At 64.4% G+C, this 13,059-nt stretch carries 14 protein-coding genes; 5 read left to right on the top strand and 9 right to left on the bottom strand.

The window, feature by feature from the left end; translation table 11 throughout:
• Window positions 1-18 precede the first annotated feature (18 nt).
• Window positions 19-780 (top strand): IclR family transcriptional regulator, encoded by a 762-nt coding sequence (locus R4P47_RS20945; protein WP_269595800.1) that lies wholly within the window; start codon window positions 19-21, stop codon window positions 778-780.
• On the opposite strand, the gene R4P47_RS20940 is transcribed toward R4P47_RS20945, so the two are convergent.
• From R4P47_RS20940 to R4P47_RS20930, 3 genes are read right to left on the bottom strand one after another with little or no spacing between them, the layout of a single operon-like run.
• A complete protein-coding gene (locus tag R4P47_RS20940) occupies window positions 754-1,899 on the bottom strand; it encodes an aromatic ring-hydroxylating dioxygenase subunit alpha (protein WP_317785611.1) in 1,146 nt (381 codons plus the stop codon). The two genes, R4P47_RS20945 and R4P47_RS20940, sit on opposite strands and share 27 nt — an antisense overlap.
• Complete coding sequence (gene solA / locus R4P47_RS20935) at window positions 1,896-3,035, bottom strand: N-methyl-L-tryptophan oxidase (protein ID WP_269595802.1); 1,140 nt, start codon at window positions 3,033-3,035, stop codon at window positions 1,896-1,898. The genes R4P47_RS20940 and solA overlap by 4 nt, the downstream gene beginning before the upstream one ends.
• Before the next feature lies 1 nt (window position 3,036).
• A complete protein-coding gene (locus R4P47_RS20930; protein ID WP_269595803.1) occupies window positions 3,037-5,469 on the bottom strand; it encodes an FAD-dependent oxidoreductase in 2,433 nt (810 codons plus the stop codon).
• A gap of 177 nt (window positions 5,470-5,646) precedes the next feature.
• Here R4P47_RS20930 and R4P47_RS20925 point away from each other — a divergent pair, with 177 nt between their 5' ends.
• From R4P47_RS20925 to R4P47_RS20915, 3 genes are all read left to right on the top strand, one after another.
• The gene (locus R4P47_RS20925; protein WP_269595804.1) at window positions 5,647-5,982 is read left to right on the top strand and encodes a bifunctional 3-phenylpropionate/cinnamic acid dioxygenase ferredoxin subunit; all 336 of its coding nucleotides are present in this window, start codon (window positions 5,647-5,649) and stop codon (window positions 5,980-5,982) included.
• A complete protein-coding gene (locus R4P47_RS20920) occupies window positions 5,979-7,124 on the top strand; it encodes an NAD(P)/FAD-dependent oxidoreductase (RefSeq protein ID WP_269595805.1) in 1,146 nt (381 codons plus the stop codon). The genes R4P47_RS20925 and R4P47_RS20920 overlap by 4 nt, the downstream gene beginning before the upstream one ends.
• A gap of 164 nt (window positions 7,125-7,288) precedes the next feature.
• On the top strand, window positions 7,289-8,308 hold the full coding sequence (locus tag R4P47_RS20915; RefSeq protein ID WP_176460232.1) for a DUF5914 domain-containing protein: 1,020 nt from the start codon (window positions 7,289-7,291) through the stop codon (window positions 8,306-8,308).
• On the opposite strand, the gene R4P47_RS20910 is transcribed toward R4P47_RS20915, so the two are convergent.
• Window positions 8,278-8,772 (bottom strand): SRPBCC family protein, encoded by a 495-nt coding sequence (locus R4P47_RS20910; protein ID WP_068045342.1) that lies wholly within the window; start codon window positions 8,770-8,772, stop codon window positions 8,278-8,280. The two genes, R4P47_RS20915 and R4P47_RS20910, sit on opposite strands and share 31 nt — an antisense overlap.
• Window positions 8,769-9,113 (bottom strand): ArsR/SmtB family transcription factor, encoded by a 345-nt coding sequence (locus R4P47_RS20905; protein ID WP_094670403.1) that lies wholly within the window; start codon window positions 9,111-9,113, stop codon window positions 8,769-8,771. Before R4P47_RS20905 ends, R4P47_RS20910 begins: the two co-directional genes overlap by 4 nt.
• Before the next feature lie 229 nt (window positions 9,114-9,342).
• Here R4P47_RS20905 and R4P47_RS20900 point away from each other — a divergent pair, with 229 nt between their 5' ends.
• Window positions 9,343-9,792: an Hsp20/alpha crystallin family protein gene (locus R4P47_RS20900; RefSeq protein WP_269595807.1), complete on the top strand. Its 450-nt coding sequence runs from the start codon at window positions 9,343-9,345 to the stop codon at window positions 9,790-9,792.
• Window positions 9,793-10,085: 293 nt separating this feature from the next.
• Here R4P47_RS20900 and R4P47_RS20895 read toward each other — a convergent pair whose 3' ends face one another.
• Genes R4P47_RS20895 through R4P47_RS20880 form a run of 4 tightly spaced genes read right to left on the bottom strand, consistent with a single transcriptional unit; the run spans window position 10,086 to window position 13,030 of the window.
• Window positions 10,086-10,535 (bottom strand): GNAT family N-acetyltransferase, encoded by a 450-nt coding sequence (locus tag R4P47_RS20895; protein ID WP_411567366.1) that lies wholly within the window; start codon window positions 10,533-10,535, stop codon window positions 10,086-10,088.
• A 13-nt stretch (window positions 10,536-10,548) separates the two neighbouring features.
• Window positions 10,549-12,066, bottom strand: coding sequence for an NAD(P)/FAD-dependent oxidoreductase (locus R4P47_RS20890; protein WP_317785610.1), 1,518 nt, complete (start codon window positions 12,064-12,066; stop codon window positions 10,549-10,551).
• On the bottom strand, window positions 12,063-12,800 hold the full coding sequence (locus R4P47_RS20885) for a class I SAM-dependent methyltransferase (protein WP_094638467.1): 738 nt from the start codon (window positions 12,798-12,800) through the stop codon (window positions 12,063-12,065). Before R4P47_RS20885 ends, R4P47_RS20890 begins: the two co-directional genes overlap by 4 nt.
• Window positions 12,797-13,030, bottom strand: a complete 234-nt coding sequence (locus tag R4P47_RS20880) for an RNA-binding S4 domain-containing protein (RefSeq protein ID WP_032397061.1) — start codon at window positions 13,028-13,030, stop codon at window positions 12,797-12,799. Before R4P47_RS20880 ends, R4P47_RS20885 begins: the two co-directional genes overlap by 4 nt.
• Window positions 13,031-13,059: the final 29 nt, after the last annotated feature.

Below are 13,059 nucleotides of genomic sequence, written 5' to 3'. Positions count from 1 at the left end.
GTCTGCAAGACTGGGTTGGTGTCCGAGTCCCCTGTCCAGTCCGTCGACCGTGCGATCGAGGTGCTCGAATACCTGGCCGACCACGGCGAATCCGGGGTTCAAGACGTTGCGGCGCACCTCGAGGTCCACAAGTCCACGGCCTTTCGCCTGCTCAGCGCACTGGAATTTCGCCGACTCGTCGAACAACCGGGTGAACGCGGCAAGTATCGCCTGGGCATCGGCCTGATCCGCCTCGCCACGTCCGTATCCGCTCAACTCGACATCACCCGCATCGCCCGACCGATCCTGCAGGAACTCGCCGACACCATCGGCGAGACCGTCAACATCGCTGTGCCCGACGGCAACGTGACCGTCAACATCGATCAGGTTCGGGGCGGCTCGTCGATCATCAGTCACAACTGGCTCGGTGAGAGATCGGCTCTGCACGCGACGTCCAGCGGGAAAGCCCTGATGGCGTACGACGACTCGCTCCTCAAAGCCGGCGTCGACGGTCATCTCGAACTGTTCACCGCGAACACCATCACCACCAAGGCCGATCTGCTCGACGAGATCGAGACGGTCCGTGCCACCGGGATTGCCTACGCCCGTGAAGAGTTGGAGATAGGACTCAACGCGACAGCAGCTACCATCATCAGCTACGACGGTTCCGCGGTGGGTGCCATCACTGTCTCCGGTCCCGCCTACCGCCTCGACGAGGACCGTCTCACCGCTGCTGGATCCTCGGTTCTCGAAGCAGCACAGCGTGTCTCGACGCTATTGGGTTGGTCCGGCCACGCGTGATCCGACCCAGTCATGGAACACCCTGATGTGATGCTCGGCCGGCACCAGCACCCCGCCGTCGCGATACATCCGTGACGACATCGCCGGCTGACACCGCTCGCACGCCTCGAAATCCTGCTCGTTGACGCGATGGAACAGCTCCACCGACTTGTCCATCGTTGCCGCGTTGGTCGGATCGGCGACCACCCCGGGCGCATACAGCCAATCGCATTCGACGACAGTGCGATCCACGGCCATCGGGAACATGCGATGGATGATCACGTGATCGGGGACGAGGTTGACGAACACCGTCGGCCGAACCGTGATCGCGTAGTACCGCCGATCACGGTCCTCGCTCACACCGTCGAGGGCGTCGAACCCATGGGAACCGTCGACCGTGAAACCGGCGATGTCGCTGCCGAACTCGGCACCGTGGCCCACGTATGTCTGCGCTGCCATGCCGTCGGCGAACTCCGGTAGCACCTCGGTGAGCTCGGGGTGAATCGTTGCGCAGTGATAGCACTCCATGAAGTTCTCGACGATGAGCTTCCAGTTGGCCTTGACGTCGTAGACGATCCGACGTCCCAGGGCGAGCGAGTCCATGTCGTACGAATCGATAGCACCCACACCGCCGAGCCGTTCGCGAACATCACCCTGCACCGTGTCCTCGAACGACGGCGCATCCTCGGCGACGCACACCCAGACGTAGCCGAGCCACTCCCGAACATGCACCTTCCGCAGCCCGTACTCCACCCGGTCGATCATCGGCATGTCGATCAGGTTGGGAGCTGCGATCAGTTTCCCGTCGAGATCGTACGTCCATGCGTGATAGGGGCATTGGAAGTTTCGACGCACCGTTCCCGACGCCTCGGTACACAGTGTCGCGCCGCGATGACGGCAGATGTTGAAGAACGCGGTCACACCGCCCTTTCGATTGCGACTGATCAGAACCGACTCTCGCCCGATCTGAACCGTCCGGAAGTTGCCAGGCTCGACGATGTCGTCCGACCTGATGGCACAGAACCACATCTGCTCGAATATCCCATCCTGCTCGCGGACGAAATATGCGGGATCGACGTAGGTTTCACCTCCCAGCGTCGGAAGCAGAGTCGGCTGCAGTTCGGGATCGACCATGGTCATGCCGTCACCGCGCATCTCGCCGGGTCGAAGAGTGCGATGGGATGCTTCGTCGTGCCGTCGATCGCGAGGTCGGCGAGGACTTCGCCGATGACGGGGACGAACTTGAAGCCGTGCCCCGAGAAGCCGCACGCCACTGTCACATTCGCGTGATCCGGGTGCTTAGCGACAACGAAGTGCTCGTCCGGCGTCGTGGTGTACATGCAGGTCTTCGCATCCTGATGCGGTCCGGACAGCGCCGGAAACGTGGTGACGATGCGCTGCTGCAGTCGCGCGATCTCCTCGGGATGCACTGTGCGATCGATGGTGTCGGGATCGCACGGCGTTCCGGCCCGGAAGAACGAGATCTTCACGCCGCCGCCGTCGCCGTCGATGGCCGGAAAGCCGTAGATCTGATCGGGCCCGTCCCCGCAGATGTAGACGGGGTGGTGCGAGCTGTCGAAGGCCGCTTCGCCCGACTCCGGGGTGATCCAGTGCATCACCTGCCGTTCCACCACCATCGGTACGCCGATCTCGGCCAACAGCTTCGGTGCCCACGCTCCCGGTGAGATGACCAGTGCACCAGCGGTGTACGTGCCGGCGACCGTCGTGACGGTCACCGAGGAGTCGGTGGATTCCCAACCGAGCACCTTTTCGTCGTATCGCAGTTCCGCACCCGCAGCCTCGGCCAGATCGAGATGCGCGGCGACCGTCGTCTCCGGTCGCGCGATTCCCGCCTTCTCCTCGAAGAGGGCGAACTCGTCGGGCTGCAGCCGTACCGTCGGGAAGCGCCGCTGCGCCTCGGTGGGGTCGAGCACATCGTGCTTCAGGCCCCACTGCTCCGAGGCACGCAGGCTACCGCCGAACGTGAGCCCGTCCGGCCTTCCCACGTAGAGACCACCGGTTTCGGTGAACACGTCCCGCCCACTGTCCGAGGCAAGGTCGTGCCACAGTTCGTACGCGCGCAGGAGCAACGGTACGTAGGCCGGGTCCTCGAAGTACGACTGCCGGTAGATGCGGGAGCCACCGTGACTCGATCCCAGCGCATGCGCGGGACCGAACTGGTCGATACCCAGCACCCGCTGTCCGCGTCGGGCGAGGTGACAGGCGGCGGCACTGCCCATTCCGCCGATACCGAGAACAATCACGTCATACGTCATATCAACACCTGATCTTGTTCATGTCGGGATCCACCAGCGGTTCGGCCATGACCGTCGCGGGTAGTAGGTCACGGAAGTACTGCACTGCAACGTGATCGCCGGGTTGCAGCCCTGCCGGTAGCCAGGCGTAGGACACCGTCTTGCCGATCGTGTATCCGTAGGCGGCACTGGTGACGTAGCCAGCCACGGTGCCGTCGATCAACACCGGTTCCTTGCCCATCACCACGTGCGACGGGTCGTCCAACGTCAGGCAGGTCAGCACCGGTCCGCCGCGTCCTTCCTGCAGCGCCGAGGCTCCGATGAAGTCGCCCTTGGCTTTTCGCACCGCGAACCCGAGACCCGCCTGATACGGATCGTGTTCGGTGGTCATGTCGGTGCCCCAGGATCGGTAGCCCTTCTCGAGCCGGAGGCTGTTGAACGCACTCCGTCCTGCGGCCACGACGCCGTGCGCCTGCCCTGCCTCCCACAGCGTGTCCCACAGGCGCAGTGCGGTATCGGCGTCGGTGTAGAGCTCCCAGCCGAGCTCGCCCACATAGGACAGTCGCAGCGCCAGGACGTCGACTCCGCCCACAGCAATCGCTCGGCCGTTGAAATACTTCAGACCCGTATGCGAGATGTCGGCCGAGGTGAGGGGTGCCAGCACCTCTCGGGCCAGTGGCCCCCAGAGTCCGATACAGGCTGTGGCACCGGTGATATCGCGAACGTAGACATCGCTACCGGCATGACGGAGCATCCAGTCCTCGTCGAGCGGGCCGTTCACTCCCACCTGGAAACGATCCACGGCCACCCGCGCCACGGTCACGTCGCTCCGGATGCCGCCGGTCGCGTCGAGCATCAGAGCATAGGTGACGCTGCCGACCTTCTTGTCGAGCTGGTTGGTCGTCAACTTCTGCAGCAGCGCGAGTGCACCGGGTCCGCCGACCTCGAGGCGTCGTAGCGGCGTCATGTCGTACATCGCGACGGCTTCACGAGTGCGCCAGGCCTCGACGGCGCTGATCGGCGACCAGAAGTGCGCCGACCACGGCTCGCGCTTGGGTGCCTGCCACTGCTCCGGAAGTTGTTCGAGCAGAACACTGTTCGATTCGTACCAGTGCGGCCGCTCCCAGCCGGCACCGTCGAGAAACATCGCGCCGAGTTCCTGCTGGCGACCGTAGAACGGGCTCACGCGCAGTGGTCGTGGTTCCACCTTCGGCTGAAGCGGGTGAATGATGTCGTAGACCTCGACGAAGTTCTGCGCACTCGTCCGCGCGACGTTGGACGGCACCAGGTCCGTCTTCTCGAATCGGTACAGGTCGCACTCGTGCATGTCGATCTCGCTGTGCCCGGTGATCATCTGCTCTGCGAGTGACTTTGCAACGCCGGCAGAATGCGTCACCCAGATCGCCTCGGATACCCACAGTCCCTGGACTTCTCGGGATTCGCCGACGATCGGCGCTCCGTCCGGGGTGAAGGAGAAGATGCCGTTGAACGCGTGCTGAATCTTCGCGTCTCCGAGTGTGGGAATCAGCTCGGTGCTGCGCTGCCAGGCGTCGGCGAAATCGTTCTCGGTGAACGGCATCGACGACGGCATGCTCTCGGCGGTCACGTCCTCGCTCGATCCGAGCTCGCGCGAATCGACGGGCATCGGCCGATGGTGGTACGAGCCGATTCCCAGATGGTCGCCGTGCTCGCGGTAGTACAACCGCTCGTCCTGATGCCGCAGGATGGGCAGCGTGGCCTCGGTTCCCGCTCGACGCGAGGGCAGGTCCAGTGCCGTGGTGTGTGCGTACTGATGCGCCAGCGGCTGCAGGGGTACCTGCATGCCGAGAAGGTCACCGAGCTCCGGCCCCCAGAACCCGGCACAGCAGACCACGATGTCGGCGTCGAACGTGTGCTCGCCCGCGCGCACAGCCGTCACTCGGCCGTTGCTCTGGTCTATCGATGTGACCTCCATGCCGCCGATGAAGCGCGCACCGAGGGCGGTGGCCCGCTCGGCCTGCGTCGCGCTGGCCTTCACGGCCTTGGCCAATCCGTCGTCCGGTGTGAACAAACCGGCGAGGACTCGGCTGCCGTCGAGCAAGGGGTAGAGCTCGAGGCATCGCTCGGCGTCCACCACTTCCGACGTCAGTCCCCAGGACGACGCGAAGCCGTGGCGTCGATGCAGCTCGTCGACGCGCTCCGGCGTCGTCGCCACTTCCAGTCCGCCGACGTCGAGGAAGCAGTCGAGGTTCTTGAACTTCGACGCCGTGTAGGCCGCGAATCGCGACATCGATCGGGAGGAGTTCGTGGCGAACACCAGTCCCGGCGCATGCGAGGTGGAACCGCCGGTGAGCGGTAGCGGGCCCTTGTCCAGGACTGTCACGTCGGTCCAGCCGCGCGCGGTGAGTTCGTCGGCGAGGCTGCAGCCGACGATTCCGGCACCGACGATCACAACCCTCGGGATGCTCGAGGACATGACACGCTCCTAGGGGGTGTACGTCGAGTTGATTTAGTTGCACAATACGAACTGCACTTCGTATAGCGCAACAGATTCACACGATCGAAACTCGAGCGTTCCATCGCCGCAACGGGGTGATCTCACGCTGGGTACAACACGAGCACTGCACACCCTCAGGTCCCCGGAGGCCCGACCATGACCGCAACGTTCTCCACCCGCGTCCTGCTCGACGTCGGTCGCGCCGAGGATCTCCCCGACGGGGAGGCCCTGCGCATCACCCCGGCCGGGGCACCGCCGATCGCGATCTTCAACGTCGAGGGTGAGTTCTTCGCCATCGACGACACCTGCACCCACCAGGACGCCTCACTGTCCGAGGGTTGGGTCGAAGGCTGCGCCGTCGAATGCCCCTTGCACACAGCATGTTTCGATCTCCGCACCGGTGCTGCACTCGGCGCGCCCGCCAAGGTTCCGGTGCGAACGCACGCCGTACACGTCGAGGACGGGGTCATCCGCATCGCGGTCACCCCGTGAAATCGGTGACGGTGGTCGGTGCCTCGCTCGCCGGAGTCGCCGCGGCCCGGGCCCTGCGTGATCAGGGTTTCGACGGCCGCATCACGATGATCGGCGACGAAGTGCACCAGCCGTACGACCGTCCCCCGTTGTCCAAGGCTTTTCTGCTCGGCGACGAATCGGCCGTATCGCTGGACGTCGACGACCTCGATCTCGACTGGCGCCTCGGATGCGCGGCGACGGGCCTGTCGGGAACGACGGTATCCACCGTCTCCGGCGATGTGACGGCGGATGCCGTGGTGATCGCGACGGGTGCATCCGCCATCCGCCTGCCGGGGACCATCGGCGTCGACGGGATTCACGTGCTCCGCAGCCTCGACGATGCGCTGGCCCTGCGGAGTTCGTTGGTGCCCGGCGTTCGAGTCACGGTGGTCGGTGCCGGATTCATCGGCAGCGAAGTGGCCTCGACGGCACTTCGATTGGGCGCATCGGTGACGGTGGTCGAGGCATCGAAGACCCCGCTTGCCCGCGTGTTCGGTGGTGAGTTGGGTTCACTCATCGCCGGCTGGCATCGGAACGCCGGTGCGGCACTACTGACCGGGGTGTCGGTGGCCGGATTCGTCGTCGCGGCGGGGCGGGTGCGTGCGGTGGAATTGGCGGACGGTTCAACGATCGAGTCCGATGTGGTCGTGCTCGGAGTGGGCTCGGTGCCCAATGTCGGCTGGCTCGACGGATCCGAACTGGAGATCTGCGGCGGGGTGGTGACCGATCAGCGCGGCATCACCTCGAACCCGGCTGTGCTCGCCGTCGGTGACTGCGCTGCGGTGCGAGATGCCGCGGGGGTGATTCGACGCGACGAACACTGGACCTCCGCCGCCACCCGACCGGCCGTCGCCGTCGAGGCGCTCCTCACCGGTGGGTCCAAGACTTTCACCGGACTGCCGTACGTGTGGTCGGACCAATACGCCGCACGAATCCAATTCGCCGGACATCACGGACCCCACTGCGTCGCCGAAATCGTGGAAGGCGACCCCGCCACCGGCCCCTTCGTCGCGCTCTACCGACACGACAATCACCCGGTCGCCGTACTCGCAGTGTCCTCGCCCCGATCATTCGGCAAATGGCGCCGCCAGGTGGTCGATACCGCGAACCCAACGGCCTGAGCGTCCACCATTTCCCTCCGCCGACAACCTCCCACAACCGCTCCCCGAGTCCACTCGATGTGACATTGACCCCCGAAAAGGCCACCAGATGTCACATTGAGTACCCACGAACGGGAACAATGGTGAAAGAACACGGGAATCGATTGTCGACTTTGGGAGCAACAATGACCGCGCTGGATGCAGTACGACGACGTTGGCCGAAGACGATGCCGTTGCAGCCGCTGCCGTCGGAGTCGTGGGCCAAGCAGGAGCCCACCTGGAAGGGTGCGAATCCGCAGGTCATCGAGTCTGCTTTGAAGCGTGCGAAGACGCGGACCTCGGGCAACTGGTTCGTGTTCGCTGCCAGTCGCGACGTCAAGGCCGACAAGCCGTTCGGCCGCTATGTGGGCACCACCGAACTCGTCGCGTGGCGTGACTCGGCAGGCAAGGTGCACATCGGGCCGGGCGCATGTCCGCATCTCGGTGCCGCGTTGGACACCGCGAAGATCGAATGCGACACATTGGTCTGCCGCTGGCACGGTCTTGCGCTCGGGCCGAAGGGCAAGCCCGGTTGGCGTCCGGTTCCCGCATTCGACGACGGGGTTCTGGTGTGGGTTCGTCTGGACGAGCTCGGCGGAGAGGAGCCGACGCCCGTCCCCGTGGTCCCGATCCGCCCGCCGGCCTCGACTGCCATCGCCGGAGTGGTCACCCTCGTCGGCAAGTGCGAGCCCGACGACATCATCGCCAATCGACTCGACCCCTGGCACGGTGCTTGGTTCCACCCGTACTCGTTCGCGAGACTGAAGGTCGTCAGCGCGCCCACCGACATCGATGTGCCCGACGAGGACGATCGCTTCCTCGTCGACGTGACCTTCCGCGTCAGCCGGGGCGTCGGAGTTCCGGTGCGGGCCGAGTTCGTCTGCCCCGGTCCCCGCACCATCGTCATGCGCATTCTCGACGGTGAAGGAGCGGGCAGCGTCGTCGAAACGCATGCGACGCCGCTCGCTCCCGCAGCCGACGGCACACCGCGCACCGCCGTCATCGAGGCCACGATCGCCAGCTCGGATCGTCCGGGATTCCAGATGGCACGCAAGGCATCCGGTCTGTTGCGGCCGGCGATGAACTTCACTGCTGCACGGCTGTGGAAGGACGACCTCGACTACGCCGAGCGACGCTACGAGTTGCGGTCGCAGGGCCGCGCCTGACCCTCGACGAACTCGGCGAGTTGTGCGATGACGGTGCCCCAGCCGTCGTGGAAGCCGTACTCCTCGTGCATCTTTCGATCTTCTTCGTTGCGGTGCATCACGTGGGCGTGGTACTCGGTTCCATCGGGGTGGTCGGAGAGGGTGATCACCGCGGTCATGAACAACTGCGGTGCCGGCCGCCAACCCTCGACGAGCGAGTTGGTGAATACGATGCGCTCACCGTCGTCGACGGCGAGAAAGCAGCCGTCCATGTGTGGCTCGTAGGCACCGCCTGATTCACTGATCAGTGTGCGGAATGCTCCTCCGGGCTTCGGATCCCAGGCATCCACGCGACACAGTGCCGGTGCGGGAATCCACCATTTCTCGAACTTCGACGGGTCCGTCCACGCACTCCACACTGCTGCCCGTGGAGCCCTGATGACGCGGGAAATGGTCAAGTCCGTAGCAGGATCGATCGATGTCATTGCGGTTCACTTTCGTTCGAGGTCCGGGTGACGAAGTCTTCGAGGCGATCCGTCCGGGATTCCCAGACGGCGCGTTGTTCCTGCAGCCAGTGACCGGCTGCATCCAGATTGGTTCGCTCGATCGTGCACGCACGTACGCGGCCCACCTTGCGCGTGCGAATCCAGCCACTGCGCTCGAGCAGATGAATGTGTTTCATGAACGACGGAAGAGTCATGTCGAACGGTTCGGCGAGCTCGCCCACCGTGGCCGGTCCGGATCCCAACCTGCTCAACACTGCCCGCCGGGTCGGGTCGGCCAGTGCCTGAAACACATCGTCGAGAACGGTCGAATACTGAGCCATAAGGCACACTATCGCTGCAGCAATACTTAGCGCAAGGGTTAAGTGTTCGAACGAGCTAGTGCGATCGCGACCCCCACTGCGGCACAGCACTATTGGATCTGAAAAATTTCTGAGAACCTTCGAAATCCCTCTTGGCACTCCAGGGGTGAGAGTGCTAATTTCTGTTCTGCACAGTTGAGGAGCGACTCACCACAGGGGTGAGTGCATCTGGGTACAGGAGGTGGTTGCTGTGCTTCGTTTCGATCCGTTCCGTGATGTCGATTCCCTCACCTCGGCCATGCTGGGTGCCTCTTCCGGTTCGGACCGCGCCCCGCGATTCATGCCGATGGACCTCTACAAAGTCGACGACCACTACGTGCTCAGTGCCGATCTGCCCGGCGTCGACCCCGGATCGATCGATGTCGACGTCGATCGCGGTACGTTGACGCTCACCGCTCACCGATCCGCTCCGGAAAGCACTGGCGTGCAGTGGATCACCTCGGAGCGATTCGCCGGCACGTTCCGTCGCCAAGTATCGCTGGGCGACGGCGTCGACACCGAGCGCATCTCCGCGTCGTACGACAACGGCGTTCTGTCGATCACGATTCCCCTCGCAGAACGCGCGAAGCCGCGCAAGGTCGACATCGCACACGGCGACATTGCAGCCGAACAGAAGTCCATCGCACACGAGTCGACCTGATCCGAGAACACACGGGCATCCCAAACACTCCGGCGAACAGATCACGAAAACCATTGGGGTGATGCATTATGCAGTCCGAGGCGGTGGTGTGGACGGAATCGACCGACCGTGAACAGTGGTGGCGCACGGTAGTGGGCGTGGAAACGAGCATGAGGGAACGCTCGACGGCGGATGTGCTCGATCAGTGTCGAGCCGTGCCTCTCGACGACGATCTCTACCCGCACACGCAGCACGCAGCCTGACGAGAAGGGCCGGCACCTACCACTCGGTGCCGGCCCTTCTCATCGGAACGTCTACAGGGACAACGAAAAGAACGCACTCGATGGATCCACCACGTAGTCCGCGAACGGCGGACACTCGGCGAATCCGTGGCGCACATACAATCTGCGGGCGGCGGCGAAGTACTCCTGAGTTCCCGTCTCCAGGCTCACCCTGACATAGCCCCGCTCCCGAGCCTGGTCCAATACGAAGCCGAGCAGCCGCGATGCCACACCCTGTCCCCGCGCTGCCCCCGTGGTCCGCATCGACTTCAGCTCAGCGTGATCAGGTGAGAGCTTCTTCAGCGCAACGATTCCCAGCAGAGCGTCCGCCTCCCAGGCGGTCCAGACGGTGACGCCAGGTCCGCGCAGACCCGACAGATCGAGGGCGTGCACACTCTCGGCAGGCGAGGTGGCGTGCATGTCCTCGAGATGCTCGCTGAGTAGCGCGTGCACCTCCGGACGCGACAGATCGTCGACCTCGATCGCATGCCCGAAGTCACCTGTTCATGAGTCTCTCGATGGCGTCGAACATCTTGAATCGTCCACTGGTCGGCACTGTTTCGATGTCGTGTCCGGTGATACCCCAGCTCGCCAACAGTGTGTTCGCGGCCTGCAGTCCGGTGGTGGCCGCGCGTTCCATCAGCGCCACCGGCAGATCGATACGAATGCCGTCGCCCGCAAGTACCAGAGCAGGTTCCGGAGTGCGGACGGTCGGGCGCTCGGCAAACGCGCCGAGGCCGAACATGGGGCAATCGTCGCGCCACTCGGATCGCTCGGCGATCACCTCTGCATCAGCGGTTTCCGGATAGATCTGATGCATCCGATCCATCAGCTGCGCCCGTGTGACCTCCTCGGATTCCTCGGCGGCGTACGCGTGCAGTTCGACGACGGAGCCGCCGGTGCGGGCAGCCCACTGCGCCGCTTCGTCCTCGAAGCGTTCGAGCACGCTGATGTTGTCGATCGGGGGCATGCCTCCGGTGCCGATGAAAGCGGGACGGTCCGCGTTGACGGCCTTGCTCAACCACACGCGGTGCACCAGGAACGGCGGTGTGTTCTGCAGCGCTGCAACCTGTTTGCGCCAATCAGGTGTCCCGAGCTCGGATGACTGCTCGAGCACACTCTGCAATCCGGCGATGTCGGTGGCAAGAACCACCGCGTCGGCGTCGATGATGCCGCCCGCGTCGACGCGGAACTTTCGCAGGCCGCCGCGGGTGATCTCACCGCACGGTGTGGAGGTTCTGATGTCGACTCCGAGTCCGGTGAGGTATTCCCCCAGCGGGTCCCACAGCGCCTGTGGATACGGGTCACGGGGAACGTCGAAGATCAGGCCCTCGGAGGAGCCGAGGAAGTAGATGTGGAACATCATCGCCAGCTCGGCGGCGGACATCTTCTCGGGATCGGCGAAGAAGCTGCGGGAGAACACGCCGAACGCCAGGTGCCGCGCGGCCTCGGGAAAGTTGATGTTGCGCAGAAATTCTGCGGCCGGAGTGGTGTCCAATTCGTCGAAGGTCTTCGGCACACTCACCGTCATCAACGGCAGGGCGGCAATACCGTTGAGGTCGGTGAGATCCTTCCACCGGAACGTCGGACTGCGCTTGACGAACGCGAATGCGTTCAGCGGCGGAGTGTCGGGCAGGCCCTTGAAACCGTCGATCCGGCCGTCACCGTCGATCAGCGGATAGTCGTCGACCGGACGCAACCGAGACAACCCTGGATCTGTGCGGCGCAACAGGTTTCGCAGGTTGTAGTACTGTCGGAAGAACGCATGGAAGCCGCGGCTCATGGTCGCGTGCGATCCGTCCTCCAGCGTCGTGTCCCAGCCGCCGACGCGGCCACCGAGGTAGCTCTCGCGCTCGACCAGGTGCACCTTCACACCACGCTCGGCCAGTGCTGTCGCGGCGCTCAGGCCTGCGATACCGCCGCCGACCACCACCACGTGCGGGACGTCAGCCAGCTGACCGGCATCCGAATATCCCTGCGCGGCAGCATGGGTGACCTTCTTGGAGTCGGTCAACGCTCTTCCTCCCTGGGACGAGAGCCGAGGAACGTGTGCACCACACCGTTCTGCCACCCGGTCATCGTTTCTCTCGCGACGCCGGTGTATCCCGCACGCTGCATCCGCCGCATGAAGGCCGACGCGCCGTCGAAGGTCACGACGCTGCGCCACAGGTGCCGGTACAGGGTGGCGTCACGTGTCGCGAGCCAGCCGAGCGGAATGATGATGCCCCAGCTCACCACGTTCCAGGAGATCCTGGCGCGGAGCGAATCGTGTACCGAGTACTCGTGGAACGCGATGGTCGAGCCCGGACGCAGCAGCGCCAGAAGCGATTTCAGCTCGGTGTCGGGTTCGTCGACATTCCGGATGAGGTATGCGGCCAGGATCGCGTCGAACGGACCGTCGACCCCGTTCACGGCCAGATCCTCGACGCGTGAGTGCACGAACGTCACGTTCGACGGCCAGTCCTTGCTCCGAGCGACCTCGAGCATTTCGGCGGATGCGTCGGCGGCGACGATCTCGGCGTGCGGGGCGGCTTCGAGCAACGCGGCAGTGGATGCGCCGGTACCGCAACCGATGTCGAGCAAGCGCAGGCCGGCACCGAGATCGGGGATCCGCAGCCGCTTGGCCGACTTGAGCAGGTGCTCGTGGTAACCGGGGTTCGCTCCGACAAGTCGGTCGTACGCCTTCGCGCCGACGTCGAATGCCCCGGGAACTTCGTTTCGCGGCAGTCCGCTCTTTCCGACCTTCACAGTGCCTCTTCCTTGCTCACGCGGGCCGAGGGCCCACCCTGGACCGATACGACATCACCGTGCTGCAACTGCCGTCCGCGCCGCACATCCACGTCCCCGTTGACGCTCACCAAACCGTCGGCGATGACGCCCTTGGCCTCGGCACCGGATTCGATGAGGTTGGCGAGCTTGAGGAACTGACCCAGCCTGATCGATTCGTCGCGAATGGGGACATCGTGTGCGTCGGACATGTCTCCATCCTGTACTAGCGCGCCGTTCG

It is taken from the genome of Rhodococcus sp. IEGM 1370, assembly GCF_033142325.1.
Taxonomy (GTDB): Bacteria; Actinomycetota; Actinomycetes; order Mycobacteriales; family Mycobacteriaceae; genus Rhodococcoides.
This window is presented reverse-complemented; position numbering and strand designations above follow the sequence as displayed.

What these genes read in the sequence shown, in the direction of transcription:
- R4P47_RS20940 (WP_317785611.1), bottom strand. Translation starts at nt 1,899, where the DNA reads ATGACCATGGTCGATCCCGAACTGCAGCCGACTCTGCTTCCGACGCTG.
- solA (WP_269595802.1), bottom strand. Translation starts at nt 3,035, where the DNA reads ATGACGTATGACGTGATTGTTCTCGGTATCGGCGGAATGGGCAGTGCC.
- R4P47_RS20930 (WP_269595803.1), bottom strand. Translation starts at nt 5,469, where the DNA reads ATGTCCTCGAGCATCCCGAGGGTTGTGATCGTCGGTGCCGGAATCGTC.
- R4P47_RS20925 (WP_269595804.1), top strand. Translation starts at nt 5,647, where the DNA reads ATGACCGCAACGTTCTCCACCCGCGTCCTGCTCGACGTCGGTCGCGCC.
- R4P47_RS20915 (WP_176460232.1), top strand. Translation starts at nt 7,289, where the DNA reads ATGACCGCGCTGGATGCAGTACGACGACGTTGGCCGAAGACGATGCCG.
- R4P47_RS20910 (WP_068045342.1), bottom strand. Translation starts at nt 8,772, where the DNA reads ATGACATCGATCGATCCTGCTACGGACTTGACCATTTCCCGCGTCATC.
- R4P47_RS20905 (WP_094670403.1), bottom strand. Translation starts at nt 9,113, where the DNA reads ATGGCTCAGTATTCGACCGTTCTCGACGATGTGTTTCAGGCACTGGCC.
- R4P47_RS20880 (WP_032397061.1), bottom strand. Translation starts at nt 13,030, where the DNA reads ATGTCCGACGCACACGATGTCCCCATTCGCGACGAATCGATCAGGCTG.